The 25,086-nt window shown below is 66.4% G+C and carries 22 protein-coding genes; 11 read left to right on the top strand and 11 right to left on the bottom strand.

The annotated features are described in order from the left end of the window. Window positions 1-110 precede the first annotated feature (110 nt). The 3 genes from CJ028_RS05805 (at window position 111) to CJ028_RS05795 (ending at window position 3,813) form a co-directional block, all read left to right on the top strand. A complete protein-coding gene (locus CJ028_RS05805) occupies window positions 111-2,399 on the top strand; it encodes a polyribonucleotide nucleotidyltransferase (RefSeq protein WP_105034336.1) in 2,289 nt (762 codons plus the stop codon). 169 nt (window positions 2,400-2,568) lie between these two features. Next, window positions 2,569-3,426: an SGNH/GDSL hydrolase family protein gene (locus tag CJ028_RS05800; protein WP_129590396.1), complete on the top strand. Its 858-nt coding sequence runs from the start codon at window positions 2,569-2,571 to the stop codon at window positions 3,424-3,426. 51 nt (window positions 3,427-3,477) lie between these two features. Further along, entirely contained in the window at window positions 3,478-3,813 is a 336-nt protein-coding gene (locus tag CJ028_RS05795) for an ArsR/SmtB family transcription factor (RefSeq protein ID WP_205683953.1), read from the top strand. A gap of 33 nt (window positions 3,814-3,846) precedes the next feature. Here the strand turns inward: CJ028_RS05795 and CJ028_RS05790 are convergent, their stop codons facing one another. From CJ028_RS05790 to CJ028_RS05760, 7 genes are all read right to left on the bottom strand, one after another. Next, a complete protein-coding gene (locus CJ028_RS05790) occupies window positions 3,847-5,337 on the bottom strand; it encodes a hydrogenase large subunit (RefSeq protein ID WP_205683952.1) in 1,491 nt (496 codons plus the stop codon). Beyond that, window positions 5,337-6,785, bottom strand: a complete 1,449-nt coding sequence (locus tag CJ028_RS05785; protein ID WP_105034334.1) for a proton-conducting transporter transmembrane domain-containing protein — start codon at window positions 6,783-6,785, stop codon at window positions 5,337-5,339. The genes CJ028_RS05790 and CJ028_RS05785 overlap by 1 nt, the downstream gene beginning before the upstream one ends. Continuing rightward, window positions 6,785-7,444: a hypothetical protein gene (locus CJ028_RS05780; protein ID WP_105034333.1), complete on the bottom strand. Its 660-nt coding sequence runs from the start codon at window positions 7,442-7,444 to the stop codon at window positions 6,785-6,787. Before CJ028_RS05780 ends, CJ028_RS05785 begins: the two co-directional genes overlap by 1 nt. Window positions 7,445-7,456: 12 nt before the next feature. Next, window positions 7,457-8,410, bottom strand: a complete 954-nt coding sequence (locus tag CJ028_RS05775; RefSeq protein WP_105034332.1) for a respiratory chain complex I subunit 1 family protein — start codon at window positions 8,408-8,410, stop codon at window positions 7,457-7,459. Beyond that, a complete protein-coding gene (locus CJ028_RS05770; RefSeq protein WP_105034331.1) occupies window positions 8,407-10,425 on the bottom strand; it encodes a proton-conducting transporter transmembrane domain-containing protein in 2,019 nt (672 codons plus the stop codon). The genes CJ028_RS05775 and CJ028_RS05770 overlap by 4 nt, the downstream gene beginning before the upstream one ends. Continuing rightward, entirely contained in the window at window positions 10,422-10,907 is a 486-nt protein-coding gene (locus CJ028_RS05765) for an NADH-quinone oxidoreductase subunit B family protein (RefSeq protein ID WP_105034330.1), read from the bottom strand. Before CJ028_RS05765 ends, CJ028_RS05770 begins: the two co-directional genes overlap by 4 nt. Window positions 10,908-11,094: 187 nt before the next feature. Further along, window positions 11,095-11,556: an Lrp/AsnC family transcriptional regulator gene (locus tag CJ028_RS05760; protein ID WP_105034329.1), complete on the bottom strand. Its 462-nt coding sequence runs from the start codon at window positions 11,554-11,556 to the stop codon at window positions 11,095-11,097. Between the two features lie 131 nt (window positions 11,557-11,687). Between CJ028_RS05760 and pdhA the strand changes: the two genes are divergently transcribed. The 3 genes from pdhA (at window position 11,688) to CJ028_RS05745 (ending at window position 15,276) form a co-directional block, all read left to right on the top strand. Next, window positions 11,688-12,785: a pyruvate dehydrogenase (acetyl-transferring) E1 component subunit alpha gene (pdhA, locus tag CJ028_RS05755; protein ID WP_105034328.1), complete on the top strand. Its 1,098-nt coding sequence runs from the start codon at window positions 11,688-11,690 to the stop codon at window positions 12,783-12,785. Between the two features lie 89 nt (window positions 12,786-12,874). Further along, window positions 12,875-13,834: an alpha-ketoacid dehydrogenase subunit beta gene (locus CJ028_RS05750; protein WP_240607132.1), complete on the top strand. Its 960-nt coding sequence runs from the start codon at window positions 12,875-12,877 to the stop codon at window positions 13,832-13,834. Further along, window positions 13,831-15,276, top strand: a complete 1,446-nt coding sequence (locus CJ028_RS05745) for a dihydrolipoamide acetyltransferase family protein (RefSeq protein ID WP_105034327.1) — start codon at window positions 13,831-13,833, stop codon at window positions 15,274-15,276. The genes CJ028_RS05750 and CJ028_RS05745 overlap by 4 nt, the downstream gene beginning before the upstream one ends. A gap of 102 nt (window positions 15,277-15,378) precedes the next feature. On the opposite strand, the gene CJ028_RS05740 is transcribed toward CJ028_RS05745, so the two are convergent. After that, window positions 15,379-16,650, bottom strand: coding sequence for an HNH endonuclease signature motif containing protein (locus CJ028_RS05740; protein ID WP_161498903.1), 1,272 nt, complete (start codon window positions 16,648-16,650; stop codon window positions 15,379-15,381). Then, a complete protein-coding gene (locus tag CJ028_RS20895; RefSeq protein ID WP_161498902.1) occupies window positions 16,593-16,949 on the bottom strand; it encodes a hypothetical protein in 357 nt (118 codons plus the stop codon). The genes CJ028_RS05740 and CJ028_RS20895 overlap by 58 nt, the downstream gene beginning before the upstream one ends. 343 nt (window positions 16,950-17,292) lie before the next feature. Between CJ028_RS20895 and CJ028_RS05730 the strand changes: the two genes are divergently transcribed. Further along, the gene (locus CJ028_RS05730) at window positions 17,293-17,955 is read left to right on the top strand and encodes a 4a-hydroxytetrahydrobiopterin dehydratase (RefSeq protein ID WP_105034324.1); all 663 of its coding nucleotides are present in this window, start codon (window positions 17,293-17,295) and stop codon (window positions 17,953-17,955) included. Between the two features lie 3 nt (window positions 17,956-17,958). On the opposite strand, the gene CJ028_RS05725 is transcribed toward CJ028_RS05730, so the two are convergent. Continuing rightward, entirely contained in the window at window positions 17,959-18,858 is a 900-nt protein-coding gene (locus CJ028_RS05725) for a LysR family transcriptional regulator ArgP (protein WP_105034323.1), read from the bottom strand. A 69-nt stretch (window positions 18,859-18,927) separates the two neighbouring features. On the opposite strand from CJ028_RS05725, the gene CJ028_RS05720 reads away from it, so the two are divergent. Then, window positions 18,928-19,551, top strand: coding sequence for a LysE/ArgO family amino acid transporter (locus CJ028_RS05720; RefSeq protein ID WP_105034322.1), 624 nt, complete (start codon window positions 18,928-18,930; stop codon window positions 19,549-19,551). Here CJ028_RS05720 and CJ028_RS05715 read toward each other — a convergent pair. Then, a complete protein-coding gene (locus CJ028_RS05715; RefSeq protein WP_205683951.1) occupies window positions 19,548-20,162 on the bottom strand; it encodes an SACE_7040 family transcriptional regulator in 615 nt (204 codons plus the stop codon). The genes CJ028_RS05720 and CJ028_RS05715 overlap by 4 nt on opposite strands. Window positions 20,163-20,254: 92 nt before the next feature. On the opposite strand from CJ028_RS05715, the gene CJ028_RS05710 reads away from it, so the two are divergent. Genes CJ028_RS05710 through CJ028_RS05700 form a run of 3 tightly spaced genes read left to right on the top strand, consistent with a single transcriptional unit; the run spans window position 20,255 to window position 25,064 of the window. Further along, complete coding sequence (locus CJ028_RS05710; protein ID WP_105034320.1) at window positions 20,255-21,862, top strand: carboxyl transferase domain-containing protein; 1,608 nt, start codon at window positions 20,255-20,257, stop codon at window positions 21,860-21,862. A gap of 8 nt (window positions 21,863-21,870) precedes the next feature. Next, the gene (locus tag CJ028_RS05705; protein ID WP_105034319.1) at window positions 21,871-23,901 is read left to right on the top strand and encodes an ATP-binding protein; all 2,031 of its coding nucleotides are present in this window, start codon (window positions 21,871-21,873) and stop codon (window positions 23,899-23,901) included. Continuing rightward, a complete protein-coding gene (locus CJ028_RS05700; protein WP_105034318.1) occupies window positions 23,898-25,064 on the top strand; it encodes an acyl-CoA dehydrogenase family protein in 1,167 nt (388 codons plus the stop codon). Before CJ028_RS05705 ends, CJ028_RS05700 begins: the two co-directional genes overlap by 4 nt. The last annotated feature ends 22 nt before the right edge of the window (window positions 25,065-25,086 follow it).

The following is a 25,086-nucleotide window of genomic DNA, read 5'->3' as shown; positions in this document are numbered from 1 at the left end:
ACACTTAGTCCTGCCCGTTCGGGCTCCTCGTCCCACTCGCCTGTCATACGGGCACGCGAGCCTTCGTCGCCAGCATGGCGAGAAGCAAACTTAAAGGAGAAAACCCCCACATGGAGGGTCCAGAAATCACGTTCGCCGAAACCGTTATCGATAACGGCAAGTACGGCAAGCGCACTATCCGTTTTGAGACCGGGCGTCTCGCCCAGCAGGCGCAGGGTTCTGCCGCCGCCTACATTGACGAAGAGACGATGCTGCTCTCCGCCACGAGCGTCAGCAAGCAGCCGAAGGACAACTTCGACTTCTTTCCGCTCACCATCGACGTCGAAGAGCGCATGTACGCTGCCGGCCGCATTCCGGGCAGCTTCTTCCGCCGCGAAGGTCGTCCATCGACCGACGCGATCCTCACCTGCCGCCTGATCGACCGGCCGCTGCGCCCGTCGTTCGTCGACGGTCTCCGCAACGAGATCCAGGTTGTCATCACCGTCCTGGCCATCGAGCCCGACGAATTGTACGACGTGCTCGCGATCAACGCGGCCTCCATGTCGACCCAGCTCGCCGGCCTGCCGTTCTCCGGACCGATCGGTGGCGTTCGCGTCGCCCTCATCCCCGACGAGAACGGTGGCGGCCAGTGGGTTGCCTTCCCGAAGCACTCACAGCTGGACGACGCCGTGTTCAGCATGGTCGTTGCCGGCCGGGTAGTCACGGATGCCGCCGGCGTGCAGGACGTCGCGATCATGATGATCGAGGCCGAAGCCACCGACGCCGCCTGGAACCTGATCAAGGGTGGCGCCATCGCGCCGAACGAAGCCGTCGTTGCCCAGGGCATCGAGGCTTCCAAGCCCTTCATTAAGCAGCTCGTCTTCGCGCAGCAGCAGGTAGCTGACGCTGCCGCCAAGCCGACCGCTGACTTCGCGTTGTTCCCGCCGTACCAGCCGGCAACCTACGACGCCGTGGCTGCGCTGTCGTACGACCAGCTCAAGACGGTGTACACGATCGCCGACAAGGTCGAACGTCAGAACGCCGATGACGCGCTCAAGGCATCGGTCAAGACCGCCATCGCGGCCAAGGTTGACGCCGGCGAGCTCGACTCGAGCGCCAACAACCAGGTCAACGCGGCCTACAAGTCGGTCACCAAGCTCGTTGTGCGCTCACGCGTGCTCAACGAGGGCATCCGCATCGACGGTCGTGGGCTGGCAGACATCCGTCCGCTCGACGCCGAAGTAGCGGTCATCCCGCGCGTGCACGGCTCGGCCATCTTCCAGCGCGGCGAAACCCAGATCCTGGGCGTCACTACCTTGAACATGCTCAAGCTGGAGCAGTCGATCGACTCGCTGAGCCCGGTCACCAAGAAGCGCTACATGCACAACTACAACTTCCCGCCCTACTCGACCGGTGAAACCGGCCGCGTTGGAACGCCGAAGCGCCGCGAGATCGGCCACGGAGCGCTCGCCGAGCGTGCCCTGGTTCCCGTGCTGCCGTCGCGTGAGGAGTTCCCGTACGCCATCCGTCAGGTGTCAGAGGCGCTCAGCTCCAACGGATCCACCTCGATGGGTTCCGTCTGCGCCTCCACCCTGTCGCTGCTGAACGCCGGAGTGCCGCTGCGCGCCCCGGTCGCCGGCATCGCCATGGGCCTGATCAGCGACACCGTTGACGGTCAGACCCGTTACGCGGCCCTGACCGACATTCTCGGCGCCGAAGACGCCCTCGGCGACATGGACTTCAAGGTCGCCGGCACAAGCGAATTCATCACCGCGATCCAGCTCGACACCAAGCTCGACGGCATCCCAGCCTCGGTTCTGGCCGGCGCGCTGACGCAGGCGAAGGATGCCCGCACCACGATCCTTTCCGTGCTGAACGCGGCGATCGACGCTCCCGACGAGATGGCGCCCACCGCGCCCCGCGTCATTAGCGTGCAGATCCCCGTCGACAAGATCGGCGAGCTGATCGGCCCGAAGGGCAAGACGATCAACTCGATCCAGGACACCACCGGTGCCGACATCTCGATCGAGGAAGACGGCACCGTGTACATCGGCGCCGTCGACGGACCGTCGGCCGAGGCCGCTCGCGCCCAGGTCAACGCCATCGCGAACCCGACCAACCCCGAGGTTGGCGAGCAGTTCCTCGGAACCGTCGTCAAGATCGCCGCGTTCGGTGCCTTCGTTTCGTTGCTCCCTGGCAAGGATGGTCTGCTGCACATCTCAGAGGTGCGTAAGCTTGCTGGTGGCAAGCGCGTCGAAAATGTCGAAGACGTGCTCGGCGTCGGCCAGAAGGTTCTCGTGGAAATCACGAAGATCGATGACCGTGGCAAGCTGTCGCTCGCCCCGGTACTCGAAGAGCCTGCTGACACCGAGGGTCGCGCTGCGGCCTCCGACAGCGCAGACGCTTCGATCGAGGCCTAAGACCCAGGTCTGACCTGCCCCAATAGATCTCCCGATCACCTCTCGCCAGGTCGGTCGGGTAGACGGAAGGCCCGCACTGCTTGCAGTGCGGGCCTTTTCGCGCGCGTCGCCCGAATCCGAGTCGTTGACACGCCTTGCCGGGTCTGATGACCGGGTCTACGTTCGTGGCATGAAAAATCAACGATTAGTTTCGCGATTCCTGCCACGCCTCGGCACCGTCGCCGTGCTCACGGCCGCCCTGTTCGCCGGCGCGGTGAGCGCCCCGGCCCTGGCCCAGACCGATTCCGGTCCCGCAGCCTCGATTGCCGCTTCCGCTCCCGGCTATGTCGCTCTGGGCGACTCATTCACCTCGGGTCAGGGTGCCCCGCCCTACGTGCTCGACGGTACCACGTGCCTGCGCTCCAAACGGGCGAGCTACCCGATCTTCTCGGCCGTAGTCAGCCCCTATAGACTCGTGTCGAACAACGCGTGCTCCGGGGCTAGCACAGCGGATGTCCCGGCTCAGCTGGTGGGGGTCAGCCCCAGTACCGCTCTGGTCACCTTGACCGTTGGCGGCATCGATGCCGGCTCCAACGTCGTGTTGGCGGCCTGTGCGCCCGACCCGGCCAGTCCGGTCTGCCTCGGTGCCATCAACAACAGCCTGGCTCAGCTCAGCGCCCTCGCCCCCAAACTCGTGGGCACGTACGGCCTTGTAGCGGCGACGTTGCCGCGGGCGCAGATCGCGGTACTGAGCTACCCGCGCCAGTTCAAGCCCGGATTCTCCCCGCTGGGCGATGTACTCAATAGGGCCACAGACGCGCTGAACACGGTTATTGCCGGATCCGTTGCGGCCATGGCGACACCGCGCATCCGCTTCGTTGATGCCTCGCAGGAGTTCGCTGGGCATGGTATCGGGTCGCGAATACCGTATTTCGCCTTCGACCCGCTGAACCCCTTCGCGCCGGCCAACTTTCACCCGAACGCGCTCGGCAACGGCCTCGGCTACGCGCGTGCCCTCCTCAATGACGGGGTGCTGCGCCGCAGATGAGAGAGGCCCCATCTAGTTGAAAGAATCATAAGGTAGCGATATACTCAACCTGTGTTGTCTTCAGGTTTTCCCGCTGCCCAATTGAAGTCCGACTTGTTCAAGTCGCTCGGGCATCCATTGCGCGTGCAGGTGCTGGAACAGCTCGTCGCCGGCGAGCGTTCGGTGGGGTCACTCGCCGAAGCACTCGGCTGCGAGCTGTCCAACCTGTCCCAGCAGCTGGGCGTACTGCGCCGGGCCGGCGTCGTCATCACCCGCCGGGAGGGCAACTCCATCTTCTATGCGCTGCGCGACCCGAGTGCGATCGAACTTCTGGCCGCAGCGAAGCGCATGGTGCTGGCCAATCTCACCGACTCGCACGCACTGCTCCGCCACCTCGAACAGGAGTAGTTGCTGCTGCAGCCCGAACCTTCGCGAACCGGCCTAGAGGTCGTTGCCGGCATAGGAGAGGTTGAAGCTCTTATTGGCCAGCGGAAAGTCGGGAACGATGGTTTCAGCCAGGGCGTCCGGTACGGCCGGCCAGTTCAGGAACGACGGGTCGACGACCTTGACCCGGGCGAGCGTGCCATCGGTGGCAAGTTCAACCCGATGCGTTGCTGTTCCGCGCCACGCTTCGACGAGGGCCAGTCCGGTGCCGGCGGTCGTCGGGTTCACGCTGAACGCAGTGCCGGTGTGGCCCTTCAGACGCCGCAGTAGGTCGACGGCGACCGCGGTCGACACCTCTACCTCACGGGCGCGCACGGTATAGCGGGCGAGCACGTCACCGCTGTCTTCGGTCACGATGTGGAAGACTTCGCCAAGATTGACGAACGGATGCTCGTTGCGGGCATCCGTGTCGATGCCCGATGCGCGTGCGACGTAGCCGAGCGTTCCGATCTGGGTCGCGTGCGCGTTGGAGAGGCGGGCGGTGCCGGTGAAACGGCCGCGCACGATGGCATGGCCGAGCGTGATGCTGACCAGTTCGGCCATGGCCGCGGCAATGCGCACCAGATCGGCGGCTTCGGGAAGCGCGTTCACCCGGGTGCCGCCGACGCTGAGGGCACCGCGCAGGAGGCGGTGGCCGGTGACCGACCTATTGATGCGAAGTAATTGCTCACGGAGCCCCTGGGCGTGGGCGTCAATGATGCCGAACCCCACGTCATTGGCCAGGGAGCCAAGATCGGTCACGTGGTTGTAGAGACGCTCGAGTTCCAGAAGCAGAGCGCGCAGAAGCCGGTCGGGCTCCGAAACCTCGATTCCAGCGGCCTGCTCAACGGCCATGACGAAGGCGAGGGAGTGACCAACGGCGGTGTCGCCACTGATCTGCTCGGCCAGGAGTACTCCTTCGGCCGCACTCTTGCCCTCGAACACTTTTTCGACACCGCGGTGCAGGTACCACTGGCGGGCTTCCATCCGCACGATGGTTTCTCCGACCACGGAGAAGCGAAAGTGGCCGGGCTCGATGATGCCGGCGTGAATCGGACCGACGGCGATCTCATAGACGCCGGGTCCCTCAACGGGCGCGAAGGGGAATGATTCCACGTCGGGCTCGAACTCGGGCACGAGCGCGTTGGCGCGCAGCATCGGGTACCAGCCGCGCGGCCAGTGGCCATGGCGCACCAGACGGTGCGGCTGCGGGTGATTGCGAGGAACGACGCCGTACAGGTCACGGATTCCGCGCTCGAAGTTGCCGGCCGGCAGTGAGATCTCGGCCAGACTGGGAATCCAGGCATCGTCACGCGGCACAGTGACCACCAGGTCGGCCCGCAACGATGCGGCCCCGACGAAAGAATAGACGATGCGAAAGTTGTCGATGTCCTCGTGGCAGGCGACCAGGGCCAGGCGGCTGCCGGCATCCAGAAGCGCGCCGGCGGCGGCCGGCAAGGCCGCGCGGTCGAGGTGGCGGAGCTCATCGGCCATGAGTTCGTCAGCCATTAGTTGGTACCTCCGAGAACGGCTGTGGCCTGCAACAGAAGAGTGCCGACCGGTTCGGCCACGAATGCGATCGAGGCCGTCGTGGCCAGGGCCAGAATGATCGGCAGGCGCGGGCCGTGGGTCGAGTAGTCCGGGGTGAACGCTGCGCCGTCCGCGGGAGCACCGATAGTCATCTGCACGGTGAGGCGGGTGAACGCTGCGAAGATCACGAGCAGCAGCACGAGAGCCGCTCCAACGACGCCGCCGAGGCCCACCGACCAACCGGCCATAATGATGCCGACTTCGGAGAAGAAGATGCTGAACGGGGGGAAGCCGACGATGGCGGCCATGGCGATGAGCCAGGGCACGGCGAGGCCCGGCCGTCGCACCAGCAAGGCGCGCACATCCGAGATCACCGGGGTGCCCTCGACCTTGAGGATGCGGCCTGAGATTACGAACAGGGTGGCCTTGATCAGGCCGTGACCGAGGATGTACAGCAGCACCGAGGGGAGGGCGGCTGGGCCGATCGCCACACCGATCGCCATCAGGCCCATGTGCTCGATGCTGGAGTAGGCGAGCATCCGCTTGTAGTCGCGTTGGCGAATGAGCAGGGAGGCGGCCACGAGCAGCGACAGCAGGCCGCCGATGCTGAGCATGGTGCGCAGAAACTCCGGGCCGATCACGAGGTTGGTGATCGACTGGATGCGCAGGATCGCGTAGAGCGCGACCGACAGCAGCACGCCTGACATGAGGCCGGAGACCGGCGCTGGAGCCTGGCTGTGGGCATCCGGCAGCCAGCTGTGCATTGGGGCGAGGCCAGACTTGGTGGCGAAACCAAGCACGGCGAGGGCTCCGCCGGCGGTGATGAGCGCCGGGTCGAGGCCTCGCGTGGATTGGCTCAGCAGTACCCAGGACAGGGTCGGGGTGTCGGTGCCGACCGACGCGGCGTAGATCAACACGATGCCGAGCAGCGCGATTGCGACACCGACGGAGCCGAGGATGACGTATTTCCAGGCAGCTTCGAGGGAACGGCGGGTGCGGTGGTGGCCGACCAGGAATGCGGTGGCGATGGTCGTGGCCTCAACGGCAGCCCACATCAGGCCGATGCTGTCGGCCAGCACAGCGAGTGACATCGCGGCCAGGAACAGGGCGATGAGAGCCTCGTAGCCGGCGGCGTCCTTGGTGCGGCTCGACGCGGCGCTGCTGAGGCCGCCCCAGGTGGAGATGAGTCCGACCGCGCCGACGACGGTGAGCATGTAGGCGGAGAGGGCGTCGGCGCGCAGCATGCCGCCGCCACTTTCGGGTACGTCGCCGTTCAAGACAGCGCTGACTAGGAGCAGGCCGGAGACGAGCACGGCGCTTGACGCGGCAACGCCGACGAAACGGCGCAGTGCCGAGCCGCGCAGCAGCAGGCTGAGGCCGGCGACGGCGAGGGGGCCGACCAGGGGAATCCATAGAACAAATGACATCAGTCGTGCAACTCTCTGAGCTGATCGACGGCCGTGCCGCCGAACTTGGTGCGCATGCGGCCGGCGAACACGTGCAGAATGAGCACGACCAGCAGAACGTCGAGGGAGACGGCGAACTCGAGCAGGATCGGTACGCCGCCGCTGGTCAAGAACGCGATGGTGGCGATGCCGTTGTCGAGCAGTAGAAACCCGATGAGTTGGGAGCGGGCGCGGCGGCGACTGATCAGCAACAGAAAACCGATCAGCACCATGGCCAGGCCGATCGGGGCAGCATGGCCGGTCTCACTGTCACCGAGGCCGAAGACGCGGCTGACCACGACGTAGCTGAGAATGGTCAGTAGGGTGACGGCGAGCAGAGCGGCGGTCGGGTTGAGCCGGGGCGACTCCTGAATCTGCTTGATCGACGCCTTGGACTGGTGCGCGAGTACCCAGGGCAGGCCGACGCCCTTCACCGACAGGATCAGGAGCGACACCAGCACCAGTTCGGACTCGCCCTCGGCGATGCCGATCACCGCGACGAGTGCGGCGAGGGCGACGCCCTGCAGAGCGAGCAATCGGATCGAGGCGAGCAGGGAGTGACGCCAGACCATGAGCGCGCTCGTAAGCAGCAGGGCGCCGGTGCAGAGGCCGATCAGTTGGGGATAGAAAGTTTCAAACACGACGGATGCTCCTCAGGCGACCAGATAGGAGGCGGTGACGGCCAGAAAGGCGAGGGCAAAGGAACCCGCGAGCAGTTCTGGTACCTGGAACAGGCGCACCTTGGCCAGGAAGATCTCGCCGACGCTGAGGAGAACACCGAGTACGAGCACTTTCACGGCGATGCTGACAATGCCGATCGCGAGGCCGAGGGCGCTGAAATCGGTGACGACGCCCCACGGCACAACCAGGTTGCTGACCAGACCGAGCAGGGCGGCCAGTTTCAGCCAGGAGCCGACTTCGAGCCAGGCCAAATCACGGCCGCTCGCTTCGAGGGTCATCGCCTCGTGCAGCATGGTCACCTCGAGGTGGGTGCCTGGGTTATCGATGGGAAGCCTGGCGGTCTCGGCCATGATGGCGATGGACAGGGCCACGAGGGCGAGCACGCTGACCGGCGAGATGATCAGCTCGGGGGAGAGCAACCGGGTTTCAACGATGACCGACAGGGTGCTGGTTCCGGCCGGGATCGAGAACGCGTAAACCGAGAGCAACAGGGTGGGCTCAACGAGCGCGGCGACAGTCATGTGTCGGCTGGATCCCATGCCGCCGAAGGCGGTACCGCCGTCGAGGCCGACCAGGGCGAGGGCGACCACGCCGATCAGCATGACGGAAACGATGACGAACAGGTCGCTGGGAATCAGCGCGAAGGGAATCGTGCCGACGAGCGGCAGCAGCACGCACAGCAGCAGACTCGACACGACCAGGGCGACCGGACCGACCCGCAGCATCCAGCTGCTGTCGATGCCGCGCACCGGGTTCTTTGCGAGCAGCTTGCGCAGGTCGCGCCACGGCTGCCAGATTCCGGAACCGGCACGGCCCTCGATCGTGGCACGCACCTGCCGGATCACACCCATCAGCAGCGGGGCGAGGAACACGAACAGCACAACCTGCACGAGGGCGATGACGATGGCGCTCGACGCGGCATTCATAGCGAGACCACAATCAGCACGATCAACAAAGCGACAAAAGAATAGGAGAGGTAGCGGTGGATGCTGCCGTTGGCGACGTGCCGCACGACCAGGCCGTAGCGCTGGAACAGGTTGAGAACCGGACGATACAGCCGCGTCTCAATCACATCGGAGAGGCTCTGTTCGACCCGCACCCGTTCCACCAGATAACGGGATTCGGCCACGTGGGTGACCTGCACGTCGCGCGATGGCTTCAGCACGTCGTCGAAGACCCGCACGAGCGGCTCGGCATAGGACGTCGCGGTGTACTGCATGCGCGGCCGCGCACGGGAGCCGCCGCCGCCCCAGGGCAGGTCGACGGTGCGGTGTGGGTGGCGCCGGGCCGATACGATGATTGCCACCAACACCGGAATGGCGACGAGGGCCGAGAGCACGACGAGCATGATCGGGTCCAGCACCGCGCCAATACCCGGCAGGGACACACCCCCGAGACCTACCGACTGCACTGCGGCCGTCGGATCGGGGCTGACCGTGGTGGCCACGAGCGCGGCGACTGGTCCGGGGAGCAGCCCGAGTGCCAGCACGGCGAGCGCGCCCAGGGCGAGCGAAATACGCATCAGCGCCGGCACTTCTCGGGCGTTGGCTGCAGCGGTGCTGCGGGGGCGGGCCAGGAAAGCGATGCCGTAGGCCTTGACGAACGTGAGCAGGGCGAGGCCCGCGGTGAGGGCGATCACAGCCACGGCCAGCGGCATGGCGACGGATGCCGCGACCGAGACGACCGCCCCGTCAAGGCGACCGCCGTGGATGAGTGACTGCAGCAGCATCCACTCGGCGACGAAACCGCTCGTGACTGGGATCGCGGCTGCGCCGAGGCTCGCCACGCCGAACGCGGCGGCGGTCACCGGCATGCGGACACCCAGGCCGCCGAGGCGGTCCAGGTTGCGCTCACCGGTGGCGTGAATGACGGCGCCGGCGCCGAGGAACAGGGTGGACTTGAACGCGGCATGGCTGACCGCGAGCAGCAGGGCGGCGACGAGGGCGGCATCCGCTGCCGCGGTGGCGTCGTAGCCGCGCAGCAGCATGCTCGCGCCGAGGCCGAGAAAGACCAGGCCCATGTTCTCGGTGGTCGAGTAGGCGAGCAGTACCTTGAGGTCGCTCGACACGGACGCTTGCAGAATGCCGTAGAGAGCGGATGCGCCACCGACCAGCATGATCGCGATGCCCCACCAGACCGGACCGTCGGGCAGCAGACGCACGCAGACCAGCAGGCCCCCGTAGACACCGATCTTGACCATGGCGCCACTCATTGCGGCCGAGACATGACTGGGCGCTTCGGGCAGCACCCGGGGGACCCAGACGTGCAGCGGCACCAGTTCGGCCTTGCCGCCGAAACCGAGCAAAAAGAGCACGAAGGCCACATTCGCCGCCCAGGAACCGGGTTCGATCGCCTGCAGGTTGGCGAAGCTGGTTCCGCCCGACACGGCAGCGAGCACGGCGAATCCGGCGAGGATGAAGAAGAAGCTCAACTGGGACATGGCCGAGTACCAGATGCCGGCCGAGGCGACGGTGGCGCGGCTGGCGTGGTCGGCGAGCAGCAGCACGGTGGAGCCGAGCGTCATGATCTCCCAGGCCAACAGGAACGATACTGAGTCGGTCGCGGCCGGTACGAGTTGCATTCCCACGAGGAATACCGGCATGGCGACCCAGGCGGTGCGGCTCGCGTCGGGGCCACGGGTGGAACTCATCGAGTAGAGCGACACGAGAATACCGACGCCGGAGACGATCAGCATGAAGAGGCCGCCGAGGCGGTCGGGAGCCAGAAGGAGCGGGTCCATCGGCAGGGCGATCGGAATGAGCAGCCCGCCAGTGGCGCCGAGCAGGGCGGCGAGGCCGGTCACAAAGCCCGTCACCGCGATGAGGGTTGAGAGGATGCCGCCCGCCCGCGACCGCAGGGATGGTGCCGCCACGAGGGCGGTCACCACGGCCAGCGCACCGAGGCCCAGCTGCAGGAGCAGGCCGGCTCCGATCCCCGTCATCGGCCGGTCATTCGGCGTAGGGCTCGCACGATATCGGCCGGTTCCGGCGGACTGCCTGGCACCTCGATATCGACGTGCACAAAGTCGGAGACGGGCCCGATGATGCCGTAGCCGTCGCGGAAGGGGCCGCCGTGCAGGGCGCAGTCGCCGACCGCGATCACAAATCTTGGGGTGGGGGTGGCCTCGATGGTTCGGCGTAGTGGCTCGGCCATGTTGCGGGTGACACTGCCGACGATGAGCAGAACGTCGGCGTGCCGCGGTGAGGGCACGAGGCGCACGCCGTAGCGTTCCACGTCGTAGACCGGCCCGAATGCGGCAGAAACTTCGAGGGCACAGTCGTTGCAGCCGCCGGCGTTAATGTAGCGCACCTGCACGCTGCCACCGAAGACTCCCGCGCCCGGAAGCAGGGGCGGGGCGGGCGGTGCCGGCTCGGCGATGCGTGAGCCGTGACGAATGAGGGTGGCCAGACGCAGGAAACTCATACGAATCCCAGGTGTGCATGCATGTTCACGAAGCTGGTGCCTTCTGTGGGGAGCGCGAATGTCGAAGGTGTTGGGCAGGCGACGGATTTTGCGGTGCGTCTGGTTGATGACAAGACTACCAGCGCAAGTAACTTCATTACTTCTTTATATAACTATATGAAGAATTTAGCAAATAGATCGCTGACGACTAGCCGCGGTCGAGCAACGGGGTGAGGCGATAGGGGATGACCTCGCCCATCGCGAGCGACGTCTCGGTGCGTTCCACACCGTCGCAGGCGAGAATGGTGCCGTCGATGCGGAACAGGTCGGCGGCATCCGTGCAGACCACTCGCACGAGTAGGTCGGCCTGCCCGCTCATGCCGTGCGCCTGCACGATTTCGGGGATCAGCGCGAGGTCGATCACGATCTGGGCGAGTCGTTTCTGCTGCACGTGCACCTCGATGAACGCGGTCAGCGGGTAGCCGAGGGCGGCCGGATTGATACGGCGATCGAAGCCGAGAAAGGCGCCCGAGTCCTCCAATCGCTTCATTCGCGCCTGTACGGTGTTGCGGGAAAGGCCCAGGGTGTCGGCGAGGGCAACGAAGGTGCTGCGCGGGTCGGCGGAGAGCGCTTGGAGGAGCTTCGTGTCGGTCTTGTCAAGGCTGTACATAGTGCAAAACATTAACACGCTCTGGCGAGCCTGAATAGGGCACTCTGCTCACAATTTTTGACAGTGGTTGTGCTCTCTGTCGGGTCGACATAGGCTCGCGACAACTTTAGCAATGACGCTCGGAGCGACCCATGATTGATTTCTCCCCCCCGCTGGTGCAGCTTCTCTCGATTGACGGCGAGCGGATGCCCCGGCCTGACTTCGACTCGTGGGTCGACGATCTCGACGGGACGGCCCTGCTGGCGCTCTACCGCGACATGCTCGTGGTGCGCCGCATCGACACCGAGGCGACCGCCCTGCAACGCCAGGGCGAACTGGGCCTCTGGCCGCCGCTGCTCGGTCAGGAAGCCGCGCAGGTCGGCTCCGCTCGCGCCCTGCGCAGCGACGACTTCATCTTTCCGAGCTACCGCGAGAACGCGGTCGCCTACTGCCGCGGCGTGAACCTCACCGACATCGTCAAGGTCTGGCGCGGCAACGCCCAGTCCGGCTGGGACCCGTACACGGTCAATATGGCCACCCCGAACATCATCATCGGCGCGCAGACCTTGCACGCCACGGGCTGGGCACTCGGCGCTCAGCGCGACGAAATCGATGCCGTGGCCATCACCTACTTCGGCGATGGCGCCACCAGCCAGGGCGACGTCAACGAGGCCATGGTCTTCGCGGCGAGTTTCCAGGCCCCGGTGGTCTTCTTCTGCCAGAACAACCAGTGGGCCATCTCCGAACCGGTCGGGGTGCAGGCGCACCGCAACATCGCCGATCGAGCGCCGGGCTTCGGCATCCCGAGCCTGCGCATCGACGGCAATGACGTGATTGCGGTGATGGCGGCGACCCGCATCGCGCTCGACCGGGCCCGTACCGGCGGCGGCCCCACCTTCATCGAAGCGGTCACCTACCGCATGGGACCGCACACCACGGCGGATGATCCCACCCGCTACCGAGACCCGGCCGAACTAGCCGAGTGGAAGACGCGCGATCCGTTGCTGCGCCTGCACCGGCTGCTGACCAGCCTCGGTGAAATCACTCCGGAGGTCGAGGCGGCTACCCAGGCGATCGCCGATGCCGCGGCCGCCGAACTGCGCGCCGGCTGCATCGGCATGCCGGACCCCGAGCCGCTGAGCGTGTTCGACCATGTTTACTCCACCCCCAACGCCACCCTCGAGCGCCAGCGCGCCGACTACGCCGGGTACCTCACGAGCTTTGGAACGCAATCGAACGGAACGGTGTAATAACCATGACGACCCTGATGACCCACACCAGCTTGCCCGGCCTTGATGCCCAGAAACCGGTCCCGTTGACCGAGACCAAGACCCTCAGCATGGGCAAGGCCATCAACGAGGGCCTGCGCCAGGCCATGCTCGACGACCCCAAGGTGGTCCTCCTCGGCGAAGACATCGGCGCCCTCGGCGGCGTCTTTCGGGTGACGAGCGACCTGCTGGCCCAGTTCGGCGCCCGCCGGGTCATCGACACGCCCCTGGCCGAATCCGCCATTATCGGCACCGCCGTCGGCCTGGCCTACCGCGGCTACCGCCCGGTCTGCGAGATTCAGTTCGACGGTTTCATCTTTCCCGGCTTCGATCAGATCGTCAGCCAGGTGGCCAAGTTCCACTACCGCACCCAGGGTGCTGTCCGCATGCCGATCACCATCCGGGTGCCGTTCGGCGGCGGAATCGGAGCGGCCGAACACCACTCCGAATCACCGGAGGCCTACTTCACCCATACCTCCGGTCTGCGCGTGATCGCCGTTTCCAACGCGCAGGATGCCTACAGCCTCATTCGCCAGGCCATCGCGAGCGACGACCCGGTGCTCTACTTCGAGCCCAAGCGTCGCTACCACGTGAAGGGTGAGGTCGTGCCGGAGCTCGGTGCCCCGATGGAGCAGGCTGTCATCGTTCGTCCGGGAACGGATGTCACGCTCCTCACCTATGGCGCGCTCGTGTCGACCGCGAAGGATGCGGCGCTCGCCGCATTTGACGAGGGAGTCTCGATCGAGGTCATCGACCTGCGGTCGCTGTCACCGGTGGACTATGCGGTGGTGGAGGCATCCGTTCGTAAGACCGGGCGTCTGGTAGTGACCCACGAGGCGGCCCAGTCGGGCGGACTCGGCGGGGAGATCATCGCGACCATCACCGAGCGCTGCTTCAGCTACCTGGAGGCTGCCCCGGTGCGGGTGACCGGCTTCGACGTGCCCTACCCGCCGGCCAAGCTCGAAAGTCACCACCTGCCCGACCTCGACCGCATTCTCGACGGCGTTGACCGGGTCATGGGGCGTCGATGATCAAGGTATTCAAACTGCCCGACCTCGGTGAGGGTCTCACCGAGAGTGAGATCGTGGCCTGGCTCGTAGCGCCGGGTGACGAGGTCACGCTCAACCAGCACATCGCCGACGTGGAAACGGCCAAGGCCGTGGTCGAGCTGCCGAGCCCCTTCGCCGGAGTGGTCAGCGTGCTGCACCAGCCGGCCGGTGTGGTCGTGCGCGTGGGCGAACCCATCGTCAGCTTCGACATCGGTGGCGAGCCTGACCCGTTACCGACAGCGGATGCTGCGGCTCCCGCCGCCGCTGACGCCGCCCCCGTCGAGCAGCGCGAGGCCAACCTGGTCGGCTACGGCCCGACCGTGGAACGCGGCGGTCATCCCCAGCGCCGGGCCCGGCCGGGTGGTGGCCCTGCGGTCCCGGCCGACCAGGCTGGGTCCGATCCGGCCGCTCCAGCTGTGCGGGAAACGCCGGTCCCGCAGTCCACACACCCGCCCACGGCAGCGGATGCCGAGCCGGACCGGGTGGCGCCCGCCCCGGCAGCTGCCGGCCAGCCGGCTGCAGCATCCGCTACCGAACGCCCGCGCTCGACGCCGCCGGTGCGGGCCCTGGCCCGCGACCTCGGGATTGACCTGACCACCGTCACCGGAACCGGCCGCGACGGTCTGATCACCCGGGATGATGTGCGCGCCCACCTCACGGAGTCGGTACCGGCGACCGGTCTGCCCGGGGCGCCGCCCGACCGCTCCAGGCCCGAAACGTTGGTGCGCGAGACCCGTTCGCCGATCAAGAGCCTGCGCAAGCTCACCGCAGCCGCCATGGTGCAGAGCGCGTTCACCGCTCCGCACGTGACCGAGTTCCTCACGATCGACGTCACGCCGACCGTCGACCTACTCGACTCCTTGCGCGCCGACCGGCAATTGGCCGATGCCGGCATCGGTATTCTCGCCGTGGTGGCCAAGGCCCTCTGCCTGGCCGTGGGCCGCACCCCCTCGGTGAACACCCGGTGGGACGAACCGGCCGGCGAGATCGTGCAGTTCCACCACGTGAACCTCGGCATCGCCGCCGCAACCCCACGTGGACTGCTCGTGCCGAACATCGTCGATGCTGACCGGCTCGACCTGCGCGGCCTCGCCGCCGCGCTTGCCGAACTCACCACGGCGGCCAGGGCCGGCTCCACCACCCCGGCGGCGCTGTCCGGCGGAACGATCACCATCACCAATATCGGAGTGTTCGGCATCGATGCCGGCACCCCCATTCTCAACCCGGGGGAGGCGGCGATTCTCGCGATGGGCGCCATCCGTTCTCGGCCGTGGGAGTATCGCGGCAAGATTGCACTGCGCAAGGTGCTCACGCTCAGCCTGTCGTTCGACCACCGACTGGTCGACGGCGAGCAGGGCTCCCGCTTTCTCGCCGACATCGGCACGATCCTCGCCGACCCGGTCCGGGTGCTGACCATGGTCTAGCCCTCTCACGGCACGCGGAGGTGCGGTGGCGCTGACAGGTGCCATCGTTCGTTGATCCAGATCTTGCACCAGCAGCGTCAACCGCTCTAATTCGTCTGGACTTCAGGTGCGCCAGGGTGGTTCGGGGCTGGGGGTGTTGGCGCGGTGGCTTTGGGCGGGGCGCCACGTTTGGGTCGGGTCCCAGAGCAGGGGCCCGCGTACGTGGGGTCTGCCGTTGATTATGCGGATTTTCCATCCGCTGGTGTCGATGGTGTGGTGGTGGAACCAGCAGAGGAGGCACCCGTTGTCGATGTTGGTTGGTCCGTTTTTCCCGTAGGGGATGACGTGGTGGGTTTCGGTCCAGCGGGCGGGGATGGTGCAGCCGGGGATGATGCAGCCGCCGTCGCGGGCGGCGATGGCGGCGCGCTGCTTGGCTGTGAAGCAGCGGACTGTGTCACCGAGGTAGAGCGCGTCCTTGTTGTTACCGACGATCACTTTTTGGGCGCCGCCGGAGCAGATGGTCTCTTTTACTCGGCGCAGGCTGACAGGGGCTTCGATGCCGTCGATCCAGCCGACGCCGCGATCGTTGTTGAGGTCGGTGGCGTTGACGTGGATCATGACGGTGGGGGCGGCGCCGCCCATGGTTGGGGTTTTGGGGTCGCGGGCGGTGGCTTGGAAGACGTCGCGGAGGATGTCGGCGCGTTTCTCGCCCGCGGTGCGGCGGTCCCCGTCAAACCGGGTGTCCCCGGTGAACGGGTCGGAGCTGAACCGCTCAGTCTCCGTGTCGCTACCATCGAGGCCGTCCAGCTCGGCGCTGCTTGCGCCGTCGGCGCTGCTGTCGAGGGATTCGGTGGGCACGAACATCGGGGTGCGTGAGCGAGCGGATAGGTAGGTGTCGAAGAGGGTGTCCATGATGCCGCGCAGTTCCGGGGTGACATCGGCCCGCAGCGGGTACAAGCCGTTGCGCAGCAGCCCGAAGGTCAGCGTGCTCTTTGCCTCGGTGATGGCGTCGTTGGGGGCGGTGCCGTCGGGGTCGAGGCGGGCTTGCCATTCCATGGCTTGGGCGCGCAGTGCGTCGGGGGCGAAGCGGATGCCCGCGCCGGGCAGTCCGGCGGTTTCCGGGGTGATGGCTCCGGTGGCGGTGGCGACGAGGGCGCGTTCGACCCGGTCGAGGTCGTCCGGCAGGACCTTTCCCTGCAGGGCGGTGAGGGTGCTGGCGATGATCTCGGCCGATTCCACCCCGAGTTCCCCGCTGGTCAGCCCGTCGGCGATGACCGAGTATCGCGCCGGGACGGGCAGGCCGAGCGGGGTGCGTTCCACCGCCGTCTCGCCAAGTTTCAAACGCCGTTTGGCTTCGCGGCCCGAGATGCCGGCCAGCTGGGTGATGAATTCCACCCGGTTGCGGCATCCATTCTGGTAGGCCAGCGACCCGTTACCGAGGTCGGTTTCGGCGCGCACGCCGATGTCGGTGGTGGCGCGTGCGCGGTTAATTGGTATTGGGCACCATCGACCTTGCGGCCGAGTTCTTCGAGGGCGGTCATGACCGCCACAGCCTCGGAGTCATCGAGGTGACCAAACCGCACCCCGTCAACAACGGAGGCCAACAATGCACCGGCCTGAGCAATGACCGCCACACGGGAATCCTCGGGTTCCGGCATCGAGCCGGCTGCGGCGGGCGGGGCGGTGAGGGTCATGGCGTCGGTGCCTCCTTCACCCACAATTATAGCCCAAAACACCCCTCAAGGCGAGAGAACCTCACCAATATTATGACGTACATTCAGAAGTTTCTTCCCATCCGCGAGAGCGCGTGAACGGTTCTTTCGGCCCTTCTGAAGCAACAGTTGCCCAGCGAGCTCAGGCATACACTCAACGCGGTAGTACCCGCGCAGGGCCGTGACGGCCTACTGCTGACCGTCCGTCATGGCTTCGATTGCCAGGCCAGTAAGGGGGAGGCGGATCAACATCGAAGCTTGCGCAATCGGGGTTCAGCCGACGCGGGCGGTTGACCGGGGTGCGGCGGTGGAGGACAGTTGAGGCATGAATGCTCACGGTGCACTCCTCGCCCCCTTCACGACGAAGAAGCAGCTGACGGGTACCGCTTTCGTGCACCTCGACGGATGCCTGCACGCCGCTTTCCGCACCAAGGACTTCGCCTCCGCCCTGGAACTGGTCAAGCGGGTCGGCGACGTCGCCGAGTCGATGAACCACCACCCCGACGTGCGCCTCGGTTACGGTACCGTCTCACTCACACTCACCTCGCACGATGTCGGGGGAGTCACCGCGCGCGATCTGCAGCTCGCCGCCCAAGTGCAGCAGATTGCTGACATGCTCGGAGCGACTGCCCACGACCAGCAGCCGACCCGCTACGACATCGCGATAGATTGCACCGACGCGGATGCCGTGCGCCCCTTTTGGCGGGTCGGCCTCGGCTACACCGAGGTGACCGGCGATGATGGCATTGAACTGCTGGACCCGCGTGGCCTGTCGCCCAAGATCTGGTTTCAGCACATGGAGATCGCCCGCACCGACCGCAACCGCATCCACCTCGACGTTTACGTGCCGAGCGACGACGCCGAAGATCGGGTTGCGGCTGTGCTAGAGGTCGGCGGTGTGCTGCTCACCGACGAACACGCGCCCGACTGGTGGGTGCTCGCCGATGTCGAGGGCAACGAGCTCTGCGTCTGCACCGCCGCCTTCTGACCCTTAGAACGGCCGAAGGGTCGCTCGAGCTTCGTCCCGCACCGCCGCCGAGACGGCATCCAACAGGGGCGAAGAGAGGTTCCAGCGCTGCCAGAACAGGGGAACATCGACCGCCGAATTGGGGGCCAGGTCGACCAGGCGACCATCGGCGATCTCGACGGCGCACTGCTGTTCGGGCAGCATGCCCCAGCCAAAGCCGAGCAGAATAGCCCGCACGAAGTCGTTCGACGTTGGGATGTAGTGGATCGGCCCGCTGCTGCCACTGCCGGTATGGTCACGCAGAAACGATTCCTGCAGGTCATCGTTGCGCTCGAAGGCGACGACGGCTGCGCGGGACAGGGCGATCAGGCCGCCATGTTTCGGCAGCCAGCGCTCGATGAACGCGGGCGTCGCGACGGCGTGATAGCGCATCTGACCGAGCGGCTCGGTGACGCAACCCTGCACGGCCTCCCGCGTGGAGGTCACCGCGGCCATGACCGTCCCAGTGCGCAGCAGTCTCGTCGTATGTTCCTGGTCTTCTCGGTGCAGGTCGAAGGCAACACCGAGGGTCTCCCCGAGTCCGGCGAGGGCATCGAGAAACCAGGTGGCGAGGCTGTCCGCATTCACCGCGAGCGACACAGGAAACGCCCGACCGTTAGACCTGCCCTCGTGCAGCTGGCGCACCGTGTCGGCCTCGAGCAACTCCACCTGGCGCGCGTAGCGCAGCAGCACGTCGCCGGCGTCGGTGAGCCGGACCGGGGTCGTGCGCTGCACGAGCACCCGTCCGCTCGTCTGCTCCATCGCCTTGACGCGCTGCGACACCGCAGACGGCGTCACGCGCAGTCGGGCAGCGGCCGCCTCAAATGACCCCTCGCTCACGAGCGCAAGCAGGGTCGCGAGCTGTTCGAGCGTAAATCGTTGCATTAGATCAGCTTATCCAGCCTAAGAAACAATAGCTGTACTGAATTGGCGCGAGCGTCTAGCGTTGCACCAGTGACCTCAACTTTTCTACCAGCCCTGCTTGGCCTCGCCACCGGGCTCTCCCTCATCATCGCGATCGGATCGCAGAATGCATTCGTACTGCGACTCGGCATCGAGGGGCAGAACCGAGTAATCGTTCCGGTGGTCGCGATTTGCGCGGTGTCGGATGCCGTGCTGATTCTGGCCGGGGTGCTCGGGCTCGGCGTGGTCGTGGCCGCAGCGCCGGTGGCGATCATCGTGATTCGCGTGCTCGGATCCGCCTTTCTGATCATCTACGGACTCGTTGCGGCCCGCCGTGCGATCCGCCCTGGATCGCTCGTCGTCTCAGGGGTCGCGGCCAGCACCGGCATGCGGGTCGCCGTAGTAAGCGTGTTTACGCTCACTTGGCTGAATCCGCACGTCTACCTCGACACCGTGCTGTTCCTCGGCGCTGTCGCCAATCAGCAGGGCGCAACGGAACGCTGGTGGTGGGCAGGGGGCGCCATTGCGGCCAGCTTCGTCTGGTTCTGCGCGCTCGGCTTCGGGGCACGCCTGCTGCGCCCGGTGTTCGCCAAGCCGACATCGTGGCGAGTGCTCGACGGGGGAATCGCCGTGGTGATGATCGCCCTCGGTGTGCGCCTGGCACTCGGGCACTAGATCGGTAGCCCCAGGGCCGCAATCGCCATCTCCTCGAGCAGGGCGCGCACGGTGGGCCGCGCCGAGGCGCGTGCGCTGTGCGGCGTGGAGTTCAACAGTCCGAACGTCGCGTGGGCGCGAATGCGCAGCAGCGCCACGTCGACCGTGGGGTGCACGCGCTTCAGCACCCCCACCCAGAGTTCCACGTACTCGCGCTGCAGCACGCGCACCCGGTGCCGGTCGGCTTCGGCGAGGCTGTCGAGGTCGCGGTCCTGTACCCGGATCACGTCGGGGTTGGTGAGGGCGAAGTGCACGTGAAAGCACACGAGGTCGCGGAGGGCGACCGCGGCATCCGCTCTTGACGTGACCACGGCCCGGCCGCCGGCCACGAGGTCATCACTCACGTCGATGAGGAGGGCGGCCAGAACCGCCTGCTTGCCGCTGAAGTGTCGGTACACGGCCGGCCCGCTCACTCCCGCCGCCGCGCCGAGGTCTTCGATGGAGACCCCGTTGAAACCAAACTGGGCGAAGAGCGTCGCGGCCGCACCGAGCAGGGCCGAGCGTCGGTCGGCCTTGGCCCGACTCCGCGTAGTTTCGCTCGGTGCGCTCATGCGAGCCTTTCCGCTGGACATTTTAGTTAATCCTGACTAACCTGAAATTCAGTTAGTGAACACTAACTGTACTTGATACCGGGTCGACCGGCATCGCCAAAGAAAAGATGTCGATGGAGACACTCGCGAGTCAGCTCGACTCCTCTGATCAGGCCTTCGTGACCAACGCCGCCGCCCAGCGGCAGCTCGTGGCCGACCTGAAACAGCGCCTCGCCACGGCCGCCCTCGGCGGGCCGGAGAAGTCCCGGCAGCGCCATCTCGCCCGCGGCAAACTGCTGCCGCGCGAACGCATCGACCAACTGCTCGATGAGGGCAGCCCGTTCCTGGAGATCGCGCCGCTCGCTGCTACCGGCCTCTACAACGACGACAGTCCCGGCGCTGGCGTCATCGCCGGTATTGGCCTCGTTCACGGTCGCTACGTGCTCGTGATCTCCAATGATGCCACCGTCAAGGGCGGCACCTACTACCCGATGACGGTGAAGAAGCACCTGCGCGCCCAGGAGATCGCCCTCGAAAACCGCCTGCCCTGCATCTACCTTGTCGACTCCGGCGGCGCCTTCCTCCCCATGCAAGACGAAGTGTTTCCCGACCGCGACCACTTCGGCCGCATCTTTTACAACCAGGCACGGATGTCTGCGGCCAAGATTCCGCAGATCGCCGCGGTGATGGGATCGTGCACCGCCGGCGGCGCCTACGTGCCGGCGATGAGTGACGAGACCGTGATCGTGCGAGGTCAGGGCACCATCTTTCTCGGTGGCCCACCGCTCGTGAAGGCAGCGATCGGGGAGATCGTCACCGCGGAGGAGCTCGGTGGCGGCGAGCTGCACGCCCGCGTCTCCGGCGTAACCGACCACCTCGCCGAGAACGACGAGCACGGCCTGCAGATCGTGCGCGATATCGTCTCTACCCTGCCGCGCGCCCAGGCCCCGGCGTGGGACGTGATCCCTTCTCTGGCCCCGGTCGTCGACGAGAGCGAACTCTACGGAGCAGTCCCGGTCGACGTGCAGGGCCAGTACGACGTGCACGAGGTGATCGCCCGCATCGTCGACGGCAGCAAATTCCATGAATTCAAGCGCGAGTACGCCACCACGCTGGTGACCGGGTTCGCGCACATCCACGGCCATCCGGTGGGGATCGTCGCCAACAACGGCATCCTGTTTGCTGATTCCGCCCTCAAGGGTGCCCACTTCATCGAGCTCTGCGACCAGCGCGGAATTCCGCTGGTGTTCCTGCAGAACATTTCTGGCTTCATGGTGGGTCGCGACGCCGAGGCCGGCGGCATCGCCAAGCACGGCGCCAAGATGGTCACCGCCGTCGCCACCGCCCGCGTGCCCAAGCTCACCGTCGTGATCGGCGGCTCCTTCGGCGCCGGCAACTACTCCATGTGCGGCCGGGCCTACTCGCCGCGCTTCCTCTGGATGTGGCCGGGTAGCCGCATCTCGGTGATGGGCGGCCCGCAGGCCTCCTCCGTGCTCGCCACCGTCAAGCGTGAGCAGATCGAGGGCGGCGGCGAAACCTGGTCGGCCGAGGCCGAGACCGCCTTCAAAGACCCGATCCTCGAAAAATACGAGACCCAGGGCAGCCCGTACTATTCGACCGCCCGGCTCTGGGACGACGGTGTCATCGACCCCGCCGACACCCGCACAGTGCTCGGCCTCGCCCTGGCCGTCTGCGCCGCAGCGCCGCTCGGCGAGTCCGCCTTCGGCCTCTTCCGGATGTGAGTGAGACCATGACATTTGACACCGTGCTCATCGCGAACCGCGGCGAAATCGCCTGCCGCATCATCCGCACGCTGCGTGAGCGGGGCATCCGCTCTGTCGCCGTCTACAGCGACGCCGACCGTGACGCTCGGCACGTGTCGCTGGCGGATGCTGCGGTGCGCCTCGGCGGCGCCGCCCCCGCCGAGAGCTACCTGAACGCCCGGGCCGTTCTGGCTGCTGCTGCCCGAACGGGCGCGCAGGCCATTCACCCCGGCTACGGATTTCTCAGCGAGAACCAGGCGTTCGCGCAGGCCTGTGCCGACGCCGGGATCGTATTCATCGGACCGAGCGTGCACGCGCTGAACGTGATGGGCGACAAGATCCGCTCGAAGAACCATGTAGCCGGTTACGGGGTACCGATTATTCCCGGGGTCGCCGAGGCCGGCCTCAGCAACGAGCAGCTCATCGCAGCGGCCGTCGACGTGGGCTATCCGCTGCTGATCAAGCCCTCGGCCGGCGGCGGCGGCAAGGGCATGCACGTGGTGGAACGGGCCGAAGACCTGCCGGCCACCCTCGAGACCGCCCGGCGCGTGGCCCTCGGCGCCTTCGGTGACGACACCCTGCTGCTCGAACGGCTCGTGGCCACCCCGCGGCACATCGAGGTGCAGGTGCTCGCCGACAACCACGGCGCCGTCATCCACCTCGGCGAGCGCGAATGTTCGCTGCAGCGTCGGCACCAGAAGGTCATCGAGGAGGCGCCCTCCCCCCTGCTCGACGCGGCGACCCGCGCCCGTATCGGTGAGGCCGCCTGTGCCGCTGCCCGCAGCGTGGGCTACAGCGGTGCCGGCACCGTGGAATTTCTGGTGTCCGCGGCCGCTCCCGACGAATTCTTCTTCATGGAGATGAACACCCGTCTTCAGGTTGAGCACCCGGTCACTGAGTTGGTCACCGGTCTCGACCTCGTGGACTGGCAGCTGCGCATTGCGGCGGGTGAGCCGCTCACCCTCACCCAGTCCGATATATGCCTCACGGGGCATGCAATCGAGGCGCGGGTCTACGCGGAGAATCCCGAGCGCGGATTTCTGCCGACCACCGGTACAGTGCTGCAGCTGCACGAGGCCACGGGCGAGGGGGTGCGGGTTGACAGCTCGCTGACTCCTGGCCTCACGATTGCCGCGCACTACGACCCGATGCTCGCCAAGGTGATCGCCTGGGCTCCCACCCGGCTTGAGGCATTGAACCGGCTCGACCGGGCCCTCGCCGACACGGTCGTGCTCGGCGTGCACACCAATACCGAATACCTTCGGCTGCTTCTGGCGGATGCCGACGTTCGCGTCGGCCGCCTCGACACTGGCCTGATCGAACGCAAACTTCCGGGCCTTACATTTCGTGGAGCCGACGAGCACGTGCTCACGGCCGCGGCGCTGTTTTTGCACGGGCTCGCCGAATCCGCCGTCGCCGCCGGCGCGAACGCTGTCTGGACTCGGCCGAGCGGGTGGCGAGCGGGTTCGCCGCGTGCCGTGCGGTACGCGCTGGGGGTGAGCGCGACCGAATCCGTTGACGTGCGGGTTGTGGGGGAGCCCGGGGCGGCATCCGTTTCGATCGATGACGGACCCGCCGTCGAAGCGGGACTCGTTCGCGTTGGAGACGGCGCGTTCAGCGTCGACTATGACGGCGAGGCTCGCGTGTTTGCCATCGAGCAGGCCGGCACCCGCGTGTACATCGGTGCCGACGGTTTCTCGCTCGAACTGCGGCACCGGTCCCGCGCCGAACAACTCGCGGAACATCTCGCCGGCCGTGACCGCGTGCCCGGTGCGGTCAGTCCAGACGTGCGCTCGCCGATGCCCGGCACCGTCATCGCGGTGCACGCCGCCACCGGCGACGTGGTCACGGCGGGCCAAACCATCCTCGTGGTCGAGGCCATGAAGATGGAGCACAAGCTCGTGGCCGCCACGGCGGGCCGTGTCACCGTAAACCTCAAGACTGGCGATCTCGTGGCACTCGACCAGATCGTCGCGACGATCACCGCCTCCATCTCAGACAAGGAAGACTCAGCATGAGCTACGAACTCACCCCGGAATACCAGTCCCTCACTGACACGGTTCGAGACTTCGCCGACACCGTCGTCGCGCCGGCCGCCTACGAGTACGACACCTTGCGCCGCCTGCCCTACGGCATCATCGCCCAGATGGGTGAGCTGGGCCTGTTCGGCCTGCCATTTCCCGTTGAGTACGGCGGGCAAGGCAAGGACTACTTCGCGCTCTGCCTCGCCGTTGAGCAGCTCGCCCGCGCCGACCAGAGCATCGCCGTCACCCTCGAAGCCGGCGTCGGCCTCGGCATCATGCCGGTCTACCGCAGCGGCACCGAAGCGCAAAAGCACGAGTGGGTACCGCGGCTCGCGAGCGGAAAGGCGCTCGCCGCATTCGGCCTCACCGAAGCGGATGCCGGCTCCGACGCCGCAGGCACCAAAACCACCGCCTCACTGGAGAACGGCGATTGGGTGATCAACGGCACGAAGCAGTTCATCACGAACTCCGGCTCGGACATCACCCGTCTCGTCACGGTGACAGCCGTCACGGGGGAGTCGACTCGCGCCGACGGCTCGATCAAGAAGGAACTCACCGCCATCCTGGTGCCAACACCGACGCCGGGTTTCACCGCGCTGCCGCCCTACGACAAGGTCGGCTGGCACACTTCCGACACTCACCCGCTCGTGTTCGACAACGTGCGCGTGCCGGAGGCCAACCTGCTCGGCGAACGCGGCCGCGGGTTCGCCAACTTCGTGCAGACCCTCGATGAGGGCCGCGTGGCCTTCGCTGCGCTCTGCACCGGCGCCGCGCAGGGCTGCCTCGAAGAGTCCATCCGATATGCGAACAGCCGCAATGTTTTCGGTCGCTCGATCGGCTCTAACCAACACATCGCCTTCAAGATTGCCCGGATGCAGGCGCGTGTGCACACCGCACGCCTCGCCTACTACGACGCCGCGTTGAAACTGATCAACGGCAAGCCGTTCAAGATGGAGGCCTCGATCGCGAAGATGGTCGGCAGCGAAGCGGCCATGGACAACGCCCGCGACGCCACCCAGATCTTCGGTGGATACGGCTTTATGAATGAGAATCCGGTCGCGCGGCACTATCGTGATTCGAAGGTGCTCGAGCTCGGCGAGGGCACAACCGAAGTGCAGCTCATGGTCATCTCGCGGGCCCTGGGCTTCGCCGCCTGACCAGTGATTTTAGGAGAAGCGG

This window comes from Cryobacterium aureum, assembly GCF_002954245.1.
GTDB classification, from domain to species: domain Bacteria; phylum Actinomycetota; class Actinomycetes; order Actinomycetales; family Microbacteriaceae; genus Cryobacterium; species Cryobacterium aureum.
Note: the sequence above shows the minus strand (reverse complement) of the source record. Positions and strands in the feature narration are given on the sequence as shown.

Coding starts and splice junctions, on each gene's coding strand:
- CJ028_RS05785 (WP_105034334.1), bottom strand. CDS start 6,785: ATGTCATTTGTTCTATGGATTCCCCTGGTCGGCCCCCTCGCCGTCGCC.
- CJ028_RS05760 (WP_105034329.1), bottom strand. CDS start 11,556: ATGTACAGCCTTGACAAGACCGACACGAAGCTCCTCCAAGCGCTCTCC.
- CJ028_RS05750 (WP_240607132.1), top strand. CDS start 12,875: ATGGGCAAGGCCATCAACGAGGGCCTGCGCCAGGCCATGCTCGACGAC.
- CJ028_RS05790 (WP_205683952.1), bottom strand. CDS start 5,337: ATGGCTGACGAACTCATGGCCGATGAGCTCCGCCACCTCGACCGCGCG.
- CJ028_RS05745 (WP_105034327.1), top strand. CDS start 13,831: ATGATCAAGGTATTCAAACTGCCCGACCTCGGTGAGGGTCTCACCGAG.
- CJ028_RS05705 (WP_105034319.1), top strand. CDS start 21,871: ATGACATTTGACACCGTGCTCATCGCGAACCGCGGCGAAATCGCCTGC.
- CJ028_RS05765 (WP_105034330.1), bottom strand. CDS start 10,907: ATGAGTTTCCTGCGTCTGGCCACCCTCATTCGTCACGGCTCACGCATC.
- CJ028_RS20895 (WP_161498902.1), bottom strand. CDS start 16,949: ATGACCCTCACCGCCCCGCCCGCCGCAGCCGGCTCGATGCCGGAACCC.
- CJ028_RS05800 (WP_129590396.1), top strand. CDS start 2,569: ATGAAAAATCAACGATTAGTTTCGCGATTCCTGCCACGCCTCGGCACC.
- pdhA (WP_105034328.1), top strand. CDS start 11,688: ATGATTGATTTCTCCCCCCCGCTGGTGCAGCTTCTCTCGATTGACGGC.
- CJ028_RS05730 (WP_105034324.1), top strand. CDS start 17,293: ATGAATGCTCACGGTGCACTCCTCGCCCCCTTCACGACGAAGAAGCAG.
- CJ028_RS05770 (WP_105034331.1), bottom strand. CDS start 10,425: ATGACGGGGATCGGAGCCGGCCTGCTCCTGCAGCTGGGCCTCGGTGCG.
- CJ028_RS05710 (WP_105034320.1), top strand. CDS start 20,255: ATGGAGACACTCGCGAGTCAGCTCGACTCCTCTGATCAGGCCTTCGTG.
- CJ028_RS05715 (WP_205683951.1), bottom strand. CDS start 20,162: ATGTCCAGCGGAAAGGCTCGCATGAGCGCACCGAGCGAAACTACGCGG.
- CJ028_RS05700 (WP_105034318.1), top strand. CDS start 23,898: ATGAGCTACGAACTCACCCCGGAATACCAGTCCCTCACTGACACGGTT.
- CJ028_RS05805 (WP_105034336.1), top strand. CDS start 111: ATGGAGGGTCCAGAAATCACGTTCGCCGAAACCGTTATCGATAACGGC.
- CJ028_RS05725 (WP_105034323.1), bottom strand. CDS start 18,858: ATGCAACGATTTACGCTCGAACAGCTCGCGACCCTGCTTGCGCTCGTG.
- CJ028_RS05775 (WP_105034332.1), bottom strand. CDS start 8,410: ATGAATGCCGCGTCGAGCGCCATCGTCATCGCCCTCGTGCAGGTTGTG.